The organism is Tateyamaria sp. Alg231-49 (assembly GCF_900143535.1).
Classification (GTDB): Bacteria; Pseudomonadota; Alphaproteobacteria; order Rhodobacterales; family Rhodobacteraceae; genus Tateyamaria.
In genome coordinates, this window is the sequence record NZ_FRFA01000007.1 from 262,852 (window position 1) to 283,959 (window position 21,108).

Consider the following 21,108-nt stretch of genomic DNA (forward strand, 5'->3'; position numbering starts at 1 on the left):
TTCTCTGTTCAGGCCGAACAGGACGCCCCACCCAGAACGCAGAACTTGGCGCAATGTGGATGGTTTAGCGAAACTTCGCCTTCGGCCTCGGCCAGCGTCGCGCCCAGTTCAAATTGTGGATCATAGGGCAAGAGTGTGCAGGCCAGTACCGCCGGACGTGCCGCACCCTTGCGTTTGACCACCATGCGTGACGATGAACACATCACCGCTTCGGGGCGCTTGTTCAGGATCGACCAACATTCTGTCGTAATTTCAGGCACTTCAACGTTTTCGTCCATTTCCGGGAACAAAACAGTGGATCCGGGGTCAAAAGCGTCAATACGCCAACCTTTCGTGGCAAAAAGTCTGGCATAGCCCTGACGTGCCTCGTCTTCGCTTTCAGCCATCTCAACCCGACCGGCAACTGCCATCCGTGCACCAACGGAGGCAAGCCACGCCATCCCGCGCATCGACTTTTCGAACGCGCCGACACCACGTTCGGCGTCATGCACCGCGGGGGCATGGTGATCGAGGCTGACCCGAAATGTGATCTTGCTGCCATAGCGGGTGACGAGATCCTTGATTTCCGCCTGCACAGCGGGGCGCATCATCGGGGCCATCGCGTTGGTCAGCACCAACACGTCGTATCCACGCGCTAGGCTGCGTTCCAGCATTTGGATACAGGCCGGATTCATGAACGGTTCACCGCCCGTGAACCCGATTTCGCGAACATTCCACCGACGTATTTCAAGCTGGTCGAGATAGTCGCTGACCTCGTCCGCACTCAGATATACAAGAGCGTCATTGGTGGGAGAGCTTTCGATGTAGCAGTTGGTGCAGGTGATGTTGCAAAGCGTGCCCGTGTTGAACCACAGCGTTTCGGGGTGGCTGAGCCCGACTTTTGCCCGTTTCTCGCCTTTGGCCGTGATGTCCGGGTTTTCGAATTTGCCTAGGTTGGCCAAGTCTTTCATCGAACAACGCCCTGCCGTGTATTGGTTATATCACGCATTCATTCCTAGGAGTTGGGGGCGGGTTGGAAAAGGCTCCTCCTGACGGTTTGACAGCTTTGTGATAAGCATTGATGCAGATAAGGCGCACAGCGTGTTTGACCGTTGAGTACCCTGTTGAATCTGATAGTGTTTGCGCAAACATTTTTTAGGAGTACCAAGCCATGGTTTCGCGTGTCATTCCGGTCGAGCCTTTCGATCTGGTGATCTTTGGGGGAACAGGCGACCTTGCACGACGCAAGATTTTGCCCGGTCTATTCCGTCGTTTTTGCGCGGGGCAAATGCCTGGCGATGCGACAGTCATCGGCGCGGCCCGTTCGGACATGGATGCAGATGGCTACCGCGCATTCGTGGCCGAAGCGGTGCAAGAGTTTGGTGGAGAAGAAAAGGCGTCTACTGACAAGCTGCAGGCTTTTCTGGCGTGTATGGCTTATGTGTCGATCGATGCGCGCGGCGAAAAAGGGTGGCTCGAACTGGTAGAGCTGATCCAGCCGGGACGCGTACATGCGTTCTACTTCTCGGTTGCACCCAGCCTCTTTGGTGATCTGGCAGAACGTTTGAACCAGCACGGGCTGACCAATGATGCCAGCCGGATCGTGGTTGAAAAACCCTTTGGGCGCGATTTGGCGTCGGCCAAGGAGCTCAATCGTGATCTGGCAGCTTACTTCGACGAAAGCCAGATTTACCGGATCGACCATTATCTTGGCAAAGAAACGGTTCAGAACCTTATGGCCGTGCGCTTTGGCAACATGCTGTTCGAACCTCTTTGGAACAGCCAATATGTCGATCACATCCAGATTACCGTGGCTGAAACTGTCGGTGTGGGCGGACGTGGCGAGTATTACGACAAGTCCGGCGCGATGCGGGACATGGTCCAAAACCATCTGATGCAGCTTCTTTGCCTTATCGCGATGGAGCCGCCCAGCAAGTTTGACCCAGATGCGGTGCGTGACGAAAAACTCAAAGTCATTCGCGCGCTCGATTCCGTGGAACCGCACCACATCGTGCGGGGGCAATACGAGGCTGGTGCAGAAGGCCCAGGCTTTCGTGAAGAAGTTGGCGACCCGCGCACCCGGACCGAAAGCTATATTGCCATGAAAGTCGGTGTCAGCAACTGGCGGTGGGCTGGGACGCCGTTCTATTTGCGGACAGGTAAACGTCTCAAGGCGCGCTGTTCAGAGATTGTCGTGGTATTCAAAGAACTCAACCACTCGATCTTTGGTGAGCAAGAGGACCATCGCAACGTGTTGTCGATCCGTCTGCAACCGAACGAAGGCATGACGTTGGGTGTAACCATCAAGGAGCCCGGCCCGGGTGGTATGCGCTTGATTGACGTACCGCTCGACATGTCATTCGCGGATGCGCTTGGCGCTGACGGCGCAGACCAGACAGATGCTTATGAGCGTTTGATCATGGACGTGATCCGCGGCAACCAGACCCTGTTCATGCGCGGCGACGAGGTTGAGGCCGCATGGGCCTGGACTGACCCGATCATCGACGGTTGGGAGACCCGCGGCGAAGTGCCCAAAGTTTATGACAGCGGCAGCGAAGGCCCGGTGGATGCCGTGCAGTTGCTGGCCCGTGACACCCGAGTGTGGCGAAAGGTGGCCTCATGAAAATCCAAGAATATCCCGACCGTGAACTGCTGGCCATGCGGCTGGCGGATCAATTGGCCAGCGAGTTAAAGAACTGTCTGCTAATCCATCCCTGGGCCTCATTCGTAGTGCCGGGTGGGACGACTCCGGGGCCGATCTTTGACAGCCTTTGCGCCGTGGGGCTGGACTGGAACCGAGTGCATGTGATGCTCAGCGACGAACGCTGGGTGCCCGAAGATCACGACCGCTCCAACGCCAAATTGCTCAAGACCCATCTGTTTGTGGAGCAGGCAGCAGGGGCCAAGTTCATGCCCTTCCACATGGACGGCGAAACGCCTGAGAGCGCGGCGCCTATCCTGTCTGAACGATTGGCCGAAGAGATGCCAATTTCGGTTCTGTTGCTTGGTATGGGGGCAGATATGCACACCGCGTCCCTGTTTCCCGGAGCCGACGGTTTGCCTGCGATGATGGCAGACAATGCCCCCTTGGTCGTACCTGTGTCTGTTGAGGGCCAGGAACCACGCATATCGTTTTCCGGCCCCGCACTGGCGGGTGCTATGGCCAAACATCTGGTGATCTACGGCGACGAAAAACGGCGCGCGCTTGAAGCGGCGCAATCCATGTCACCAGTTGAGGCCCCGATCCGGGCCGTGATGGACGGCCTGATCGTCCATTGGGCGGAGTAAGTAATATGTGGAACGACTTGAACGCATTGGCCGCCCAAATGGGCGAGCGGCACATCCTTGAGCTGTTTGATGAGGCGCGCGCGGACGACTTTGCTGTGCAGACCCAGTTCATGCGGTTTGACTATGCCAAGACAAATATAGACACAGCCACGCGCGATGCATTGTTGGCCCTGTCCGATGCCGCCAGTGTTTCAACGCGACGCGACGCGATGTTCTCCGGGGAAAAAATTAACGAAACTGAGGGGCGGGCAGTGCTGCACACGGCGTTGCGCAATCTCGATGGTGGCCCGGTTATGGTGGATGGTCAGGACGTCATGCCAGAGGTGCTTGCGACGCTGGACCGGATGGCGGCCTATGCCGAAGAGGTGCGCAGCGGACCGATCACTGACGTGGTCAATATCGGGATCGGTGGATCTGACCTTGGACCCAGCATGGCGGTGCAAGCCTTGTCGCCATACCGTGACGGCCCGCGCTGTCATTTCGTCTCCAACGTAGATGGCGCACATATCGCGGATGTGCTGCGGGAACTGGATGCGAAAACGACACTTGTGATTGTCGCCTCCAAAACTTTTACCACGATCGAAACCATGACCAATGCGCGCACTGCGCGGGCGTGGATGCTTGATGGTGGGGGCGATCCTGCGACCCAATTCGCGGCTTTATCCACCGCCGAAGACAAGACAGCAGATTTCGGCATTCCGTCCGAGCGTGTCTTTGGGTTCGAAGACTGGGTCGGCGGGCGCTATTCCATGTGGGGGCCTATTGGGCTGTCCATAATGCTTGCCATTGGCCCTGACGGTTTCCGTGCTTTCCTGCGCGGTGGGCAAGAAATGGATCACCATTTCTGTTCCGCTCAAGGTACTGAAAACATGCCGCTTATGCTGGCACTCGTGGGCATCTGGCACAGACAAGTTCTGGGCCATGCAACACGCGCCGTGCTGCCATACGATCAGCGGTTGGGGCAATTGCCAGCCTATCTGCAGCAGCTGGAAATGGAATCAAACGGTAAGTCGGTTGGCATGGATGGCCAACCGTTGCCGGTAGACAGCGGTCCCGTGGTCTGGGGCGCGCCCGGCACCAATGGACAGCACGCGTTCTACCAGTTGATCCACCAGGGCACATCTGTGATCCCCTGTGAATTCATGGTGGCCTGCGACGGGCACGAGGATGACCTGAAACACCATCACGACCTGCTCATAGCCAACTGTCTGGCGCAATCCGAGGCGTTGTTGCGCGGCCGCGATCTTGATGAGGCGCGCAGCAAGGTGGCGGATAAGTTCGAAGGCGCGGAATTGGAACGCCAAGCTGCCCACCGCGTCTTTGCGGGAAACCGTCCCTCGACCACGCTGATCTATCCAAAGCTTGACCCGTTCACGCTGGGGCAGATCATCGCTCTTTATGAACACCGGGTCTTTGTCGAAGGGGTGATATTGGGCATCAATTCCTATGATCAGTGGGGGGTTGAACTGGGTAAAGAACTGGCCACAGCTCTTCAACCTGTGATCGAAGGGGCAGATGTCCCTGCGGACAAGGATGGTTCGACCCGCGCGCTCGTCAGCTACCTTCGGACCCATAAAAAATAGGTATTTCTGCAAGCGGAAAGCCGTACATACGTCAGCGATTATCCGCTGACGTATGCTTACCTATGGGGGAATACCTGACCTAACCACCGGTTGCGTAAACCTATTTTGGCGTCCTATTGTTGGTTGGGGCGCAGCATATTTTCGCCCTTCCATTTTTAAGACTTATATTTAGGAGGCCTGATTATGGCTGGAACTCAACATGGGCTCACGCGGCTCGACCAACTCGTAAAAACTTGTATCCACGGCAACGGACCATCTCGGCCCTTTGCCCAGACCCTAGGGCGCGTGATGCCCCCCAATCCGGTGCGGATCACGAACATCACCCATGCTGACGTGATCGCAGCACTTGATGAATTGTCTCAAAGCATGGGCGTAAACGGAAACACCGATGGACCAGCGGACGCAGGTATGACGTTCTTTGGTCAGTTCGTGGATCACGACATCACGTTGGATGCCACATCAGCCCTTGGCACCCGGATTGATCCCGCAACTATCCCCAATGTGCGCACGCCGTCCCTTGATTTGGACTGTGTCTACGGCGCAGGCCCTGAGGCGTCGCCGACGCTGTATGGTGCGGGCGATGCTGAACAGTTCCTGATGTTCGGTCGCAAGGACAACCCGCGCGATCTGGCACGCACTTGTGCAGGCAAGGCGCTGATCGGCGATTTTCGCAATGACGAGAATATCATCGTCGCCCAAATACAGGCGGTCTTTATCGAGTTGCATAACCTCTTGATGTCCAAGCGGGTCGAAGGTGGTGGCGAGGCTGATGACATCAAAGCCTGTGCCCACGACGGCATCGACAAGCACATCTGGCACGACCATGTCAGCCCGAAACTGTCAAACTTCGAAGAGGTCCGCCGCTTTATCCGGCTGCACTACCAATGGATGGTGTGGTGCGAGTTGCTACCTTCCTTCATTGAGCAAGAGTGTCTGGATTGGGCGCTGAACGACCCAAATCCATTTGGTTGGGACGCTCCAGTGATGCCTGTTGAGTTCACCGGGGCCGGGTACCGTTTTGGCCATGCAACCACACAGTTTGAGTACGCACTGACCAATGGTGGCGATCCCAAGGGGCTGTTCGCGCTGCCCGGCTTTGGTCCTCGCCCTGTCGATGGCAACATAGAAATGGCCATGTGGTTCGAAATGAATGGCGCGGTTTCCTCGCAAAAGGCGCGCCCGGTTGGCCCTCATCTGGGTCTGCCTTTGCTGAACCTGCCTTTTGTGCATGCGCCCATCGAACTTGCAGATATCGAGGAAACACTGACCCTCGATCAATCCCGCAATTTGGCGCTGCGCAACATGGTACGCGACCGCTACACCTACCAACTGGCCAGCGGTCAGCAGCTTGCGGCCAAACTCGGGACCAAGGCGGTCCCTGTGCCGGATATCCTAAAGCACAAAGGGTTCACCAAAACGCCGCTGTGGTTCTACTGCCTGCAAGAGGCCGAAGCGCACGGGCAAGGCAAGTTGACCGGGGCAGGGGGCAAGTTGGTGGCGTCCGTCTTTGCCAACCTGTTGCGGCGTGATCCGACAACCTTCATCCATATGCCGCACTTCAAGCCGTGGCATGGGTTCAAAGGCCAGCCAAGCGTGATGGCTGGTATCATCGCCTACATCGATGCCAACCGGGCCCATATGAAGCACGTAGAAGAGCTGCAATGCGGCTGAAACGTATCGTAGGGCGGGGGTTAACCCCGCCTGACGCACCACGTCACGCGCGCTCATCAGGCTTGCATGGGCGCGCGCACCTTGGCAGGGTTCCTCACAAAGGGGAGCAACTAAAGACTCCTATCAAAAATCTGAATGGGAGGTGCCAAATGCTTGGCCAAATGATGAATTTCCCCCTGACCATCGGGTCGCTTGTGGATCACGCCGCACGGTACCACACAGAGACCGAGATCGTGTCCGTCAACACGCTTGGCGGCACCGAAGTCACGACTTGGGGGCAGGTCGGATCGAACGCACATCGGCTGGGCGATGCGTTAACCAAGCTGGGGCTAGACCCGCAGACTCGCTGCGCGACAATTGCATGGAACAACCGCCGCCATCTCGAGATTTACTTTGGCGTCTCAGGGTCTGGTTTCGTCTGCCACACGATCAACCCACGTCTTTTCCCCGAACAACTGGCCTACATCATCACGCACGCCGAAGATCGCGTGCTCTTTATTGACAAAAGCTTCGTCCCACTGGTCAAGGCCATCCGAGATCAGATCCCATGCGTCGAACATATTGTTTTGATGGGAGCGGAAGACGCAGACGCGGCGACTATGATTGATGGGTTGACGTTCTACGATGATCTCATCGCAACTGGCGCGCCCGATTTTGATTGGCCTGAGTTTGACGAAAACACAGCATCTTCCTTATGTTATACGTCCGGAACAACAGGGAACCCCAAAGGTGTTCTCTATTCGCATCGCACAACCGTGCTGCATGCCTTGGCCGCGAACACGCCCGATTGCATCGGCTTTTCAGCGCGCGACGTGGTTTTGCCCGTGGTACCAATGTTCCACGTCAACGCGTGGGGAACACCTTATGCCTGTGCGCAGGTCGGTGCGCGCATGGTTCTTCCGGGTCCGGGTCTGGACGGTCCATCATTGGTGTCGCTGATCGATGCGCATCGCGTGAACATTGCCCTTGGTGTGCCAACGATCTGGCAGGGTTTGTTGGCAGAGGCCAAGAAATCGGGCTCAAAACTTGCCAGCCTGACACGCACCGTGGTGGGTGGTTCGGCATGTCCGCCTTCGATGATGGCGACCTTCCGCGACGACTATGATGTCGAAGTGATCCACGCATGGGGCATGACCGAGATGTCTCCGCTTGGCTCATCCAACCAACCGTTGGCAAAGCACGCTGATCTACCCATCGAACAGCAACATGCCTTGCGCGAAAGTCAGGGGCGCCCGCCTTGGGGTGTTGACCTCAAGATTGTGGACCCGGACGGCAAGGAATTACCGCGCGACGGGGGGGCGCAAGGTGATTTGATGGTGCGAGGGCATTGGATACTAGATGCCTATTTTCAATCAACGGCGGCGGAAACTCTGACTGAGGGCTGGTTTCATACCGGCGACGTGGCCACGCTGGATGCTGATGGCTATCTGTCGATCAAGGACCGGTCCAAGGACATCATCAAATCTGGGGGTGAGTGGATTTCTTCCGTAGATCTGGAAAACATCGCGCTTGCGCATCCTGAACTGGCGGATGCAGCGGTGATCGGTGCGCGGCACGAAAAATGGGACGAACGGCCCGTGTTGATCGCTGTCCGCGCCGAGGGGCATGCTCCCAGCGAAGAGACGGTGCTATCGATCTTTGAGGGCAAGATTGCGCGTTGGCAGGTACCTGATCGGGTGGTCTTCACGGATGTACTGCCACGCAATGCGACCGGCAAAGTGCTGAAGCGGAACCTGCGTGACACGTTTGGGGATGTCTTGATCGACTAAAGCAGGCGATCAATGCTGGACGTGATGGCCCATGTGAGTGGGGCGAGTGGCCGTCCCATGACGGGCCAAAAGTGTTCGTAAACTCGCTCTTTTTTGAGGGTACGCCCGCTAATTGCCTTGGATTTTTCTCGATCCTGCGCCGTTGGCACCACATTTTTGAGGCATCCAGTCCTGCAAAGGCGGTAAATTCAATGACCGCCAATGAAAGATTGGGCAGCAGTGGCCATATATACAGATCAAACGATTGCCGGAAATTACGATCCGGGCGCGTCACCTACTCCGTTTACGGCAACCATCATTACGATGGAGATCAATGACGCTGATGATAGCGGCGTCATCCGCGCAGACGGGGGCGATCAGGTCAACGGTAGTAACGTGACCGCCGTCTGGGTTGGCGATACAATCACCCTTGATGGTGTGGTCATCTCCGGTGTGACTTTTTATACGGCTGACGGTGGCCGCTACTTCACCCCAGACGATGGCGCTGTACTGGAAGATGGCACAATCACGGCACAGACGTTTGTGAACACCAGCACGCAATTCCCAGTTGGCAACTTTGGGCCGCCGTGTTTTGTGGCGGGAACCCGGATAAGAGTGCCAGGCGGGCAGGTGCCCGTTGAAACGCTGTGCGTTGGCGACCTTGTCGAAACGCGGGATCACGGCGCGCAGAGGGTGCGCTGGGTCGGATCGCGGACTGTCACCGGGCAGGGCGCTTTTGCACCGGTGCGCATCGAGCGCGGCGCGCTTGGCAATGCAGATCCACTGACTGTTTCCCCGCAGCATCGCATCATGATCGATGATTGGCGCGCTGGGTTTTATCTTGGCGACGACGAAGTGTTGTGCCCGGCGCGATTGCTGGTCAACGGAGACACGATCACCCGTGAAACTTGCCCGACCGTCACATACGTACATTTCATGTTTGACCGCCACGAAATTGTCTATGCCAACGGCATCGCTGCCGAAAGCTTTCTGCCCGGTGAATACTTGTGCCATGAAAACAGCACCTTGCGGACTGAAGTGGATGCGGTTTTCCCTGAAAAAAGTGCGACCCAACTGCAGATGTCTGCCGCCCGGCGGATTGTGCGCTCCTTTGAGGCACATTTGTTTATTCCAACGATTGATCCATCCATGATGCGCGCTGCCTGAGACACGTTGCGTGTGGCGCGCAAGGTATCCCGCTCGCAATAACAAGCTGGCCGCAAGGAATGCCTCGCGCCCAGCTTTATGCTTTGTCAGACCAGCCTTTAACCGACCAAAGCGCCATCAGTCCGTTTGACCACAACGATTGACGAGCGTGGCAGCGATCCTTCGCCATCCGGGAAGGGTGCGCTTGGGTGCTGGATGCCGACAAACATAGTACGTCTGTCGCTGGACCACGTGAGGCCCGTCACTTCCGATCCATTCGGGCCCGTCAGAAAGCGGCGAATTTCGCCTGTCACAGGGTCACCGGCCAACATCTGGTTGTTGCCCATGCCCTCGAAATCGCCTTCGTTGTCGTCATTGCCGTCCGTCTGAATCCACATGATGCCTGTGGTGTCGAACTGCATGCCATCGGGCGAATTGAACATGTTGCCTTCGTTTATATTGGAAGACCCTTTGTAGGCGCCTTCCTGATTGGTCGGGTTGCCGGCCATCACGTAAAGGTCCCAGTCGAAGGTGCTGGATGCGTGGTTATCTCCGGATGGACGCCACCGCACGATCTGACCATAGTTGTTGACCTCACGCGGGTTGGGCCCGTTGGCAGACGTGTCATCGCCACCCGCATTGGGTTTGACGCCACGGTTCTTGTTGTTCGTCAGGCAGCAATAGCCTTCGACGGCTGTGGGATTCACCGCAATCCATTCAGGGCGGTCCATTGTGGTCGCGCCAACGGCAGAAGCCGCCATACGGCTGAATATGGCGATTTCCGGGGCATTCATTCCGGTGGCCTCTGGGGTTAGGGCGACCCATTCGCCGGACTGGTCCATGTTGAATTTTGCCACAAACAACTGACCTTCGCTGAGCAATGTCGAAGTGTCGCCGCCGGGCACATATTTGTCACGGCTCAGCCATTTGTACATGAACTCGCCACGCTCATCATCGCCCATATAGACAACCACGCGGCCATCCGGGGCCAGCGCATAGGCGGCATTCTCATGCTTGAAACGGCCAAGGGCGGTGTGTTTGACAGGCGTGCTTTCGGGGTCAGCCGGGTCGATTTCAACGATGTAGCCCGCGCGATGCGGCTCATTCGGGTTCTTGGAGATATCAAAACGCGCGTCAAACCCGTGGTAGTTGTAGCGGTTGGTGTCAACTTCGGTGTTCACGCCATAGCGCGAGAAGCCAGCAACATGGGCGTCGTCCAATGTCGGCTCTTCGGTGGTGCCGAAATAGCCGTTAAAGTTTTCTTCACAGGTCAGGTACGTCCCCCAAGGCGTGCGGCCCGAGCCGCAATTGTTGAACGTGCCAAGCGATGCTGTGCCCGTTGGGTCGGCTTGTGTTTTCATCAAGTCGTGTCCAGCGGCAGGGCCGTCAATGACCATAGGTGTGTTGTGGTGAATGCGGCGGTTGAATGGGCTGTCGACGACAACTTCCCAACCGTTTTCGCCTTCGGTGACTTCCATGACGCTCACGCCCTGAAAGTTCTGCAATCGCAGCACGTCACCCGCTGACGTGGGCATACCGTCATTTGTGTGGGCCAGATTGTATTTCGGGTTCACATATTCGGAGTTCACCACGAGCAACTCGTGGTTGCCAACTTTGAACAACTCCATACCGTCTGTGTTCTCGCCGAATACGCGGTCTGACCCTTCTGTCGGGATACCGGTGGTGGGGTCAAAGGCAGGGGCGTCCGAAAACAGTGGGTCGCCCCAGCGCACCAGAACGTCCCAAGTGTAACCCTCTGGCACATGTACGGTGCCGTCTGTCTGGATTGGCAACTGTTCAAAGGCAAAGCGGTCCGCCTGGCCGGCCATCGCCGTTGTGCCCCTAAGCATGGACGTGCCCATCACAGCAGCCCCAGACCCAAAAGTGAGCACACCACCCATGAAACCGCGTCGCGTGATCGCCGCCTCCACGACGTCGTCAAACCCCTGCACATCAGGTCGGGAAAAATTCATCTCATCCCAATCATCAGGCGACATTTCGTGTTGTTCGATATCTTTCATGGTCGGTTCCATTCCTTGATTGTGTATCTGGGTGTGGCGGACGCACAAGTGCGCGTTCAACAACGAGATATCGGGTCGATTCAAAGGTATTGTGACAGATCTCGGCTTATACACAGAATAAATTGCAACCATAACGATTTCGGCGAGGTCGCGCCGAGGGTGGTCTTGCAGCCTGATTTTCTACATGGGCGAAGTATATTGGACCGGTGCCATCGGGCCAAATGTAGCAATTCCCTCAACCGTCAAACAGGTGTGCATAACTGCTGGTGTACTATGAGGCGGATAGAGCGGGCGACGGGAATCGAAACTTGGGATGCTCGCGAGATTTCCATAAAACAGGAAGAATTCGCCATTTTGTTCAAAAAGTATCCGCCGTTGTTGGGCTTTGCGGCCAAACCGGGTTCACGATGCGGGGTAGGGTTGTCGCCTCGCCTCACCTGAGCGGATCATGCCACGAGCGCCGATACGATCACGAGGCACCAACAGAAAAAAAGCGTCCCGGTTTTCTGCAAATCTTCATGCCCAACCTTGGTTTTCCCGGCACGCGTCTTTTTAAAGGTGCGACAGGCCGCGCATTGAGCGCGGCCTGTGTTTCTGCTGTCTAGGCGTGTTTTTCCCGAATGCTGTCACGATACAGCGCCTTCACGAGCGAAATCATCATGAACACCATGACGATCGTGAACGGCAATGCGCCGATGATCATCGCATTTTGCAGAGCGCCAAACGGATTTGCTTGTGCACCGCTGTTGCCTGCAATGATCAGGGCCCCAATGACGGCCGTTAGGATCAGGCCCCAGATGATGCGGTGCTTGATGCCAGTATCCTGCTCACCGCCGGACATGATGGTGTTCATCACCAGAATGCCCGAGTCAGCCGAGGTCACAAGAAACGTCATAATCAAAACCACACACATGATTGTAATGGCTGACAAGAACCCACCGGAGATCATTTGCTCAAGTGTCGCGAACAATTTGGCGGTGTTGGTCGCGCCGATCAGGGAACCGGCGGCGTCGCCATTCAGTTCCAGATCAATGGCTGTACCGCCCAGAATGGTCATCCACAAAAAGCACACAATCGCCGGAGCAATCACGCACCCAAAAATGAACTCACGCACGGTGCGGCCCTTGGAAATGCGCGCCAGGAACAGGCCAACAAAGGGCGAGAACGCGATCCACCATGCCCAATAGAACGTGGTCCAGCCTGCTTGCCAACCGAACTGACGGCCCTGTTCACCAGCAGCGTAGATGGCTTTGGCGTCCAATTCGGCGGCCGAGGCCGGCAAGCCTTCGGTGAACCCAGCCAGCGATCCCCAAGGGGACGTGGCAGATCCGTAGATCGCCGCGACATCTTCCGCGGGCAGCGCTTGCGCTGCCGCCGGAATAGCCGCTGCAAAGGCGTCAGCTGTTTGCGGTCCATAGGCTCCGAAAGACATCTGAACGAAGTGCAGGATGTAGTCGACCAGACCAGCACCGAACTGTGTCATCGCAAAGAAGAAAGAGCCAAAGATCACGAAGGTCAGAAGCAAAATTACCGACAAAACCAGATTGAGGTTCGAAAGGTATTTGATCCCCCGTCCCACACCTGAAACAGCAGATAGAATGGACAAACCCATGATCACCAGCAGCGCTGCGATCAGGCCAACTGTGCTGGGTTTGGGGGCTTCTGTATCGCCATTCATCAGCCACTCCATGCCCGAGACAGCATAAACCCCGTCAACGAACTGGCTGACACCAAAGCCAATGGTGACTGACACGCCAAGAATTGTGGCAACAACGCCAAGTACATCAACCAAGTGACCCAGGAATCCATTGGCTGCCTTGCCCAACAATGGGGTCAGCGCCGAGCGGATCGTCAGAGGCATTTCGCGAGTATATGCGTAATAGGCCAGTGACAGCCCGGTCAGCACGTAAATGGCCCAAGCGTGGAAACCATAGTGCAGAAACGTATAGCGATAGGCTGATTGTACCGCCTCTTGAGAGTTCGCGGCCACATCACCGGAAAGGATCACGGGGTTTGAGCCCCAAAGGCCAAGTGGTTCGGCGGTCGCAAAGACCATCAGTCCGACACCCAGACCTGCGCCGAACATCATTGAGAACCATGAAAAGTTCGAAAATTCGGGCACTGTTTCTGCGGTTCCCAGTTTCTTGCTGCCGGTTGCTGGCAAAAGGGCCAGCACAAACAGGAAGAACGCGAAAATACCAACTGAGACGATGTAAAAGCTGTTGAACCCGTTCAGCAAGCTGCCGTTCACGGCAGATAACACACTGCTGGCGTTGCCGGGCCAGACAAGTGCCCAAACGACCAGCGCGACCATGATGGTTTTGCTGATCAGCGCGATGGGAAGGCTGTAGCCTTCGTAGAACCCGGATGGAGCCTTTTCGATCTCCAACTCGGTAAAGGGTGGTTTAATAGACATTGTAAGTCCCCTGTTTCTTTGGTCGCGCCGTTTTTCGGTTTCCCACAGCCTGTCCGCGCATCAGCTGCAGGATTGTGTGGTTCGCTTTAGTCATTGTCAGCCGCGCCGGCGCCTGCACCTAACAGGCGTGAAGCAGCGGTTGCGGGTGCAAAGGTGCGTTGCGCAAATGTGTCCAGTTTTTCCCAAACTCCGGGGGCGACGGTGCCGCGAAAGCGAGGGTGGGTGGCAGCATCTGTGCGCTTTCTGGCAATCTGGCAGGTCAAGGCGGCGGTTTGGTTTGTGTTGATTTCGCTCTTTAGGTCGTTGACCCAGACCCCAACGCCATCCGTGTCGATCCGCAGGTTTTGCCAGCGGATCTGTACGTGTTCATTGAGATGGATCGCGGCCCAGGCCGCAAACGGTACCACCAGCAAAGGATGTGAAACGTTGGCCATTTTGACTGGCTGTCCTTTGGCAAGCCGATCAGCGCAATCATTCAGCGCGGTGCCAGCGGCAAGTGGGCACAGTTCGCCCACCGGCGCGCGCCATTCACCGTCGAGGGAGACGGGGGCAACCTGTTTATGGGCCAGCCCGTCATTTTTCGCGAGAATATCAGACAGCAACGCAGGCCCCGACAGATCATGAGAGGCAAGCCATCTCGTCGCACGTGCGGCTTCTTCCGCCATGCCCCACGACAGGCCAGCACCGCGGGCAGCACGTTTGGCGTGGGCTTCAATTTCGTTCAGGGAACGGTTCACTTTGCCGCCTCCACCAAAATCGGATAGGACCAGTCGTCGTTTTGGCTGCTCTGTAATTCTTCGGGAAAGGGTGCGTTTCCAAACATGCAAATTCGCACCCATCGGTCTGACCTTGGGTCAAAATGGGTGGCACCGAAGAAGGAGAGTTTGCATCGCAACATGTCAATCGGGACAAGGTCGGACCCGATCGTGTTATCGCGGATTTCGGCAAATGGCGCATGTTCCACGATCTGTGCGCGTCTGACAGTGTGGCGGTGTTCGGGGTGGGCCAACAGGAAGGCCGCCAGATTGCCGTCGGCGTCTTCCTCTTTCAATGCCGCATAAAGATTGGCAGCATCCCGACCCGGTGCCAAAGGCTGTTCGTAGGGGGCAATGGGTTCTTCGAAACGTTCACCCAGACGGGGTTCCAGTTTCTCTTGAGAAATGTACCAAGCGCGCGCGCAGTTTTCTTTCTCTGTCCAGTCAATGTTCAGTGCCCAGCCATAGGCATCTTCCAGAATAGCACGCAGGTCTGCGACACGCATCGTGCCGTCAATGCGAAACGCGTGTCTTTCCTTGTCGGACATCTGATCGGCAAGATGGTCGACAAGCCTGCCATAAGGTTCCAGCATCAACGATGCCAAACATTCCTGAGCATCCTCACCCAGCGTGCCTTCGGCCCAGGAAAAGAGCATGTTCCACGGGTGCGGGCCATGAAGGTCAGTGTTAGCAATATGGGTCGCGAGTTCCGACAGATCGCTGCGCAATCGCTTTAGCTTCTCGGTCTGGATTGGATGCTCTGAATGCCAGATATCGGCCGAGAGGATGGAACGGTTCAGCAACTCTTTGAACGTCGCAATCTCGACATCGGTCGCTGAGGGCACATTGCGCACAATGGCAATCGCCTCTTCCCGGGCAGAGATCCAATTGTTGAGCAGCTTTGGATGGTTCACGAGAAACGGGGCCATGCCCAGCCCGGTGGAGTTGCCAATCCCCATGCGACGCGCAATGTCTGCATCCAGATTGACGGCCGCCGCGCCGCCCTTGAGGTCAGCCATATGCTGGACCAGATCACGCACGTAGGCGCGGGTCAAAAACACGGACAGCATTTCGATCTGAAAAGGTGCCGCGCATTCGGGGCGGTCTGCAATCATCTCGCGATCCGCCGCACCCAGTTTGCCAGATCCGTAAACCGCCGTGGTGCGCATCAGATACCCAACCTTGTCGATCTGCGCCTGATCAGGTTGTACGCCCGCAGCAAGGCAGGACACGACGTGATCCCACAACCTGACCGAACGATTTGCGCGCGACACCGACAGTTCTTTTTCGCTCACACGGCCCGCTTCTTGAAGCGGGATGTTTTGGCGCAATCGTTCGATATCAGCAGCATCTGGCACGCCGTCAAACACAGTGAACGTGCTGTCCCAGCGCGTCGCGATCACCCGGTCAGAGCGGTCTTCGGCGGGAAGATCATGGCCAAAGGCGATCAGCGAATAGGTGCGGTCTGGCGTTTGCGCGCAGTACACGGCGTGACCGACCCCCTTGGCGTCAAACTCAAACACCGGGCGGGAAAAGGTCCAATCTTCGCCGGCCATTCGGCGGGTGAGGATACGCATGAAAGACAGACGGGACTGGTGGAAAGACCCCAGACGCGACAGCCGCATGACCAACGCAGGAGCACGTTTGGCAATGGTCTGTGATCTGTTCGCCTGACGTTGCATCGATTGTCCTCCGCCTAGTGTGATGGTGTGAAATTGTCTGCGTAAAACCTGTGCCAATTGTCGCCCATGATGCCCGCAACTTCACCGTCGCTTAGCCCAGTGGCACGCAAGCCCGCTTCGATATTTCCAAAGTCGCGATTGTCGTTGAACCAGGAGGGCATGGGTGGAAAACCGGGGGCGGCGGCTGATCCCTCGCCATAGTCAATTTCTTTGCTCCAGCGGCCAACGCGCATCCATTCGACAACGCTGTCGGGGTGGTCCTGGCACAAGTCCGTCCCAATACCGAGGTTTTGGGCGCCGTATTTTTCAGCTGCGTGCGCGATCATTTCGCAGAAACTGTCCAACGTGCAGTCGGACTTGTTCCTGAGGTGATGCGGATAGACAGAGAATCCCATCATCCCACCGTTTTCGGTCACGGCGCGGATCACATCGTCCTTCTTGTTGCGAAGTGCAGGCGACCATTCGTAAGGATTGGCATGTGTGATGGCGATGGGTCGTTCGGACAGATCAGCGGCCTCGATAGTCGAGCGATCAGCCGAATGGCTCATGTCCACGACCAGCCCAACGCGGTTCATTTCTTTGATGATCTGGCGGCCCATGCGGGTGATGCCGGTGTCTTCCGCCTCGTAACAGCCCGTCGCCAGCAAAGACTGGTTGTTATAGGTCAACTGCATGAAGCGCGCGCCAAGGGTATGTACAATCTCGACGAGGCCAATGTCGTCCTCGATCGGACTGGGATTCTGAAAGCCAAAGAAGATCGCAGTTTTGCCCTCAGCTTTGGCGCGGTCCACGTCGCTGGCCCATTGGCCCTTCACGATCAGGTCCGGGTATTGCTCGAACCAGCGGTTCCACTGTTCAAAGTTCAGCACCGTTTCGCGGAAATTCTCATGATAGGCGATGGTGACATGCACCGCATCCACGCCACCCTCGCGCATCTGCCGAAAAATCTTTTCCGACCAATTGGCATATTGAAGGTTGTCGATCCGCATCATGTCGGGGTGCCCGAAGAAATGTAGGCCGTCTTTACAATCGTGTAGAATTCCGCCGCCGTGCGACCCTGTTCGCGTGGACCGTAAGAGCTGTCTCCGCGTCCTCCGAATGGTACGTGATAATCGGTTCCGGCTGTGGGCAAGTTCACCATCACACAACCCGACTGCGCGCTACGGCGGAAATGTGTGGCGCGGGCCAGATTTGTGGTGACAATACCTGCTGTCAGACCGAAGTTCGTGTCGTTGACCACGTGCAGCGCCTCGTCATAGCTGGCGACGGGGATAACGCAGGCAAGGGGCGCAAACATCTCTTCGCGATTGATGCGCATGTCGTTTTTTGTGCCGACAAAAACGCCAGGCGACATATAGTAACCGTCTGTCGCCATCTCCAACCGTTGGCCGCCGCACAGCAATTCAGCGCCTTCCGAGGCAGCAAGATCGACATAAGCGAGGTTTTCACTCAGCTGTTGCTCGGACACAACCGGCCCCATCTGGGTACCTGCCTCCAATGCATGACCAACCTTCATGGCCTTGGCCCCCAAGACCAGTTTTTCGACGAACTGATCATGGATAGATTGGTGGACAACAAGTCGCGAAGACGCCGTGCACTTCTGTCCTGAACCGCCAAACGCGCCACCCAGTGCAAGCGAGACGGCCAGATCCAGATCCGCGTCATCCATCACGGCCAAAGCGTTCTTTGACCCCATCTCCATCTGCACACGTGTCAGGTTCTGGATCGCGCTTACCGCGATACCTTTGCCCACGGGCACCGAGCCCGTGAAGCTGATGGCATTGACCTTGGGGCTTTCGACCAGTCGCTGCCCAATAGAACTGCCTGCGCCCATCACCAAAGAAACCAGGCCTTTCGGAATGTCTTGGCGCGCGATGATTTCAACCAGTGCTACGGCCGAGGCCGGAGTGACATTTGCAGGCTTCCAGACCACGGCATTGCCGTAGCAAAGCGCCGGTGCGATCTTCCAAGAAGCAGTTGCGGTTGGAAAGTTCCAAGGTGAGATCACCGCCACAACGCCAACAGGTTCGCGGCGCACGTCAATTTCGATCCCGTCACGCACGCTGTCGGCTGTGTCGCCCATTTGGCGCAGGGTTTCGGCGGCGTAGTAGGTAAAGAACTGCCCGGCGCGATAGACCTCGCCTTTGCCTTCGGCCAGCGGCTTGCCTTCTTCACGGGCGAGCAGGGTGCCCAGTTCTTCTGCGCGGTTCATCATTTCTGTGCCGATGGCCATCAGCACGTTATATTTCCGCTCGATCCCATATGCGGCCCATTCAGCCTGCGCTTGCCGGGCTTGCTCAAGTGTTGCGTCCAATTGATCCGGAGTTGCCTGCGCGAACATCCCAATCAGGTCACTCAGATCCGAAGGGTTCCGGTTTTCGATTTCGGTTGCACCCGCCACCCATTCCCCGGCGATGTAGTTCATTTTGGTGTCGTGCATGATGTATCCCTTTGACCAAGCGCCTGAGGCGCGCGCACGCACAGTATACCCGGTCAAAGTATTTCAGGCTTTTAGAATGATTTGTAGATTTATTCAGAAACTCTGAATTTAGAGGTAGGGAGCCAAGCTGCCATCCCGCTTCATCTCGGTCATCAGTTTCAGAAACTCTCGCGCTGCGGGCATCAGCAAATTGTTGGGCCGGGACATCAGATGCACAGTCCGGCGCGCGGTCGCATCGGCAAGGGGCAGAAATGCGAATTCATCAAGCAAGTTAGCAACGGCCAGTCGCGGAAGGACGGTTACCCCAACCCCTTGTCGGACCAGCCCCAACAAGGACGCCGTGTTCGGAACCATAAGCCGCGAGCGTGCAAGGATGGGCGCAAAGTCCGGATCCGTGATCTGCTTGCACAGGCCGTTCGCGATGATCGTCTGATCACCAAGTGTGCGCCATGTCAGTTGGTCCCAGTTTTCGGCAAGCGGATGGTCTTTGCGACACACCAGCCCAAATGCGTCGCTGAACAATTCGGTGCGGCGCATCCCCTCAACGACGGAAAAGGATCCAATGCCGATATCGGCCCGCTCGCGGTCTAGTTCGCGCGCGATTGTTGCTGAGTCCATATCACGCAGATCAATCTGAACATTCGGATGTTTCTGGGCGAATTTGAGAATTACGGGCGGCAGCATCGTCGTCGCCACTGATGGGGTTACTGCCAACCTCAGAAACCCAAGCTCGGAGCGCGCCAACCCTTCGATCACAGACACCGTGTTTTCGAAGTGCGCCACTTCTCGACGGGCTTCGGTCAGAATGAGTTTTCCGATTGGCGTCAAACGGGACTTGCGAGCCGTTTCGAATAGGGCAGAGCCGACGTGATCCTCAAATTGCTTCAGCATCATGGAAACCGCCGACGGCGTTCGTCCAAGTGCGTCAGCGGCTTCAGACAAGCTGCCATGGGTGGCAACCATCGTGAAACACCTAAGCATGTCGATTTTGATCGCCAAATTCAGGCATCCTTAAGTAAATTCAATCGAATCAAGTTTGCCTCAATTTCGTTCTCGTGACCATATGGCACTCTCGGCATCCGGCTTGGGGTGCGGAACACACAAAATCGTAAGGAAATCCCATGATCGAACGCATCGATACAGGCACGCGGTCTTCGAAAATCGTAAAGCACAATGGCGTGGCTTATCTGACTGGTCAGGTCGCTGAAGGCGAAACCATTCAAGAGCAGGTGCAGGCCTGTTTAGACAAAATTGACGCGCTTCTGGCAGAGGCCGGATCGTCACGCCAAGACATGTTGCGCGTCACTATTTGGTTGGCCGATATGAAGGATTTCAATGGGCTGAATGAAGTCTGGAATGCGTGGGTGCCCGCCGGTCACGCGCCAGCGCGCGCTTGTGGTGAGGCCAAGCTGGCCAGACCCGAACTCAAGGTCGAGTTCATCGTGGATGCGGCCTGTTCGTAACGTCGAAATGCTATCCCAAAAAGGGCTTGCCAAAGAATTGGACATGGTCAGGAACAGGTCGGCAACCTTATGACCGCAAAGCCCGGGTTCAACGGAAAACCCGTCATCGCGCGGGGCGGCTAGATCGGCGTTTGAGACAAGTCATGTTCTGGGGCGATCCTGCAAATCTCAGACACCCACATCGTGCCCAAGGGCGCATTGGTGTCGGGCAGGCGGGATACCGGGGATGCGCTTGTGCGACTTGTCGAGCGGATCGGGGTATCCGTGATCGGTTTGGTCCCATTGATGCACTGCTTGTCAGCGGCGACCTGAGCAATGACGGCTCTGCCGAAAGCTTCACTCGGCTCAAGTCACTAATCGCGCCTCTGCACATGCCGTTGTGCCTTGTGTCCCGCAACCACGATGCATGTGACGTGATGCGGGCGACTTATGACAAAAATCTGCCGGACATTGGTGCACTCAACCGGCCACGGCAGATTGGAGGCTTTCAGCTGATTGGGCTTGATACGCTGGTTGAAGGGCAGGGTGGAGGCACCTTGTCGCCTGAAACTCTTGCTTTCCTGCAAAGTGCATTGGCAAAAGCAGACGGCGGGCCTGTACTTCTGGTGCTGCATCATCCACCTTTTGCGTGTGGAATCCGGTTCATCGACGACATCGGACTAACCAACAGGGATGCCCTTGGTGAAGTTTTGACAGATTATAGCAGTGCACTGCGGTTGGTCTGTGGCCATATCCACAGTATGATTGTTAGCGATGTTGCTGGCCATATTGCACTGTCTGCGCCGTCACCATGCAGTACTTTTGCCCATGATCGCCGTCCGGATGCACCTGTGGGCTACATGACGCAGGAAGATGGGTGTTTGCTGCATCGGTGGGACAGCGGGTTCCAGTCTATTCGCATTGGGCCGGTTGCTGG

16 protein-coding genes are annotated in these 21,108 nt (G+C 56.6%); 8 read left to right on the forward strand and 8 right to left on the reverse strand.

Going from position 1 to position 21,108, the window contains the following annotated elements; translation table 11 throughout:
• Nucleotides 1-8: 8 nt before the first annotated feature.
• The gene (locus DHN60_RS13270; protein WP_108837784.1) at nt 9-950 is read right to left on the reverse strand and encodes a radical SAM protein; all 942 of its coding nucleotides are present in this window, start codon (nt 948-950) and stop codon (nt 9-11) included.
• 200 nt (nt 951-1,150) lie between these two features.
• On the opposite strand from DHN60_RS13270, the gene zwf reads away from it, so the two are divergent.
• From zwf to DHN60_RS13300, 6 genes are all read left to right on the forward strand, one after another.
• Nucleotides 1,151-2,602: a glucose-6-phosphate dehydrogenase gene (gene zwf / locus DHN60_RS13275; protein WP_108837785.1), complete on the forward strand. Its 1,452-nt coding sequence runs from the start codon at nt 1,151-1,153 to the stop codon at nt 2,600-2,602.
• A complete protein-coding gene (gene pgl, locus DHN60_RS13280; protein ID WP_108837786.1) occupies nt 2,599-3,267 on the forward strand; it encodes a 6-phosphogluconolactonase in 669 nt (222 codons plus the stop codon). Before zwf ends, pgl begins: the two co-directional genes overlap by 4 nt.
• A gap of 5 nt (nt 3,268-3,272) precedes the next feature.
• Nucleotides 3,273-4,850, forward strand: coding sequence for a glucose-6-phosphate isomerase (gene pgi, locus DHN60_RS13285; RefSeq protein WP_108837787.1), 1,578 nt, complete (start codon nt 3,273-3,275; stop codon nt 4,848-4,850).
• 183 nt (nt 4,851-5,033) lie between these two features.
• A complete protein-coding gene (locus tag DHN60_RS13290; RefSeq protein WP_108837788.1) occupies nt 5,034-6,521 on the forward strand; it encodes a peroxidase family protein in 1,488 nt (495 codons plus the stop codon).
• A gap of 149 nt (nt 6,522-6,670) precedes the next feature.
• Entirely contained in the window at nt 6,671-8,290 is a 1,620-nt protein-coding gene (locus DHN60_RS13295) for a long-chain-fatty-acid--CoA ligase (RefSeq protein WP_108837789.1), read from the forward strand.
• Nucleotides 8,291-8,491: 201 nt separating this feature from the next.
• On the forward strand, nt 8,492-9,436 hold the full coding sequence (locus tag DHN60_RS13300) for a Hint domain-containing protein (RefSeq protein WP_108837790.1): 945 nt from the start codon (nt 8,492-8,494) through the stop codon (nt 9,434-9,436).
• Between the two features lie 98 nt (nt 9,437-9,534).
• Here DHN60_RS13300 and DHN60_RS13305 read toward each other — a convergent pair whose 3' ends face one another.
• The 7 genes from DHN60_RS13305 to DHN60_RS13340 form a co-directional block, all read right to left on the reverse strand.
• Complete coding sequence (locus tag DHN60_RS13305; RefSeq protein ID WP_108837830.1) at nt 9,535-11,436, reverse strand: PhoX family phosphatase; 1,902 nt, start codon at nt 11,434-11,436, stop codon at nt 9,535-9,537.
• 601 nt (nt 11,437-12,037) lie between these two features.
• On the reverse strand, nt 12,038-13,852 hold the full coding sequence (locus tag DHN60_RS13315; RefSeq protein ID WP_108837792.1) for a BCCT family transporter: 1,815 nt from the start codon (nt 13,850-13,852) through the stop codon (nt 12,038-12,040).
• 86 nt (nt 13,853-13,938) lie between these two features.
• Nucleotides 13,939-14,589, reverse strand: coding sequence for a DUF3726 domain-containing protein (locus tag DHN60_RS13320; RefSeq protein ID WP_108837793.1), 651 nt, complete (start codon nt 14,587-14,589; stop codon nt 13,939-13,941).
• Nucleotides 14,586-16,289, reverse strand: a complete 1,704-nt coding sequence (locus DHN60_RS13325) for a hypothetical protein (RefSeq protein ID WP_108837794.1) — start codon at nt 16,287-16,289, stop codon at nt 14,586-14,588. The genes DHN60_RS13320 and DHN60_RS13325 overlap by 4 nt, the downstream gene beginning before the upstream one ends.
• 14 nt (nt 16,290-16,303) lie before the next feature.
• On the reverse strand, nt 16,304-17,278 hold the full coding sequence (locus DHN60_RS13330; RefSeq protein ID WP_199913675.1) for a membrane dipeptidase: 975 nt from the start codon (nt 17,276-17,278) through the stop codon (nt 16,304-16,306).
• Entirely contained in the window at nt 17,278-18,729 is a 1,452-nt protein-coding gene (locus tag DHN60_RS13335) for an aldehyde dehydrogenase family protein (protein WP_108837831.1), read from the reverse strand. The genes DHN60_RS13330 and DHN60_RS13335 overlap by 1 nt, the downstream gene beginning before the upstream one ends.
• Before the next feature lie 108 nt (nt 18,730-18,837).
• Nucleotides 18,838-19,710, reverse strand: a complete 873-nt coding sequence (locus tag DHN60_RS13340) for a LysR family transcriptional regulator (RefSeq protein ID WP_234423637.1) — start codon at nt 19,708-19,710, stop codon at nt 18,838-18,840.
• A gap of 140 nt (nt 19,711-19,850) precedes the next feature.
• Here DHN60_RS13340 and DHN60_RS13345 point away from each other — a divergent pair, with 140 nt between their 5' ends.
• Nucleotides 19,851-20,192 (forward strand): RidA family protein, encoded by a 342-nt coding sequence (locus DHN60_RS13345; protein WP_108837797.1) that lies wholly within the window; start codon nt 19,851-19,853, stop codon nt 20,190-20,192.
• Nucleotides 20,193-20,335: 143 nt separating this feature from the next.
• On the forward strand, nt 20,336-21,108 hold a 773-nt coding region (locus DHN60_RS13355; protein ID WP_234423636.1), incomplete at its 3' end, for a metallophosphoesterase.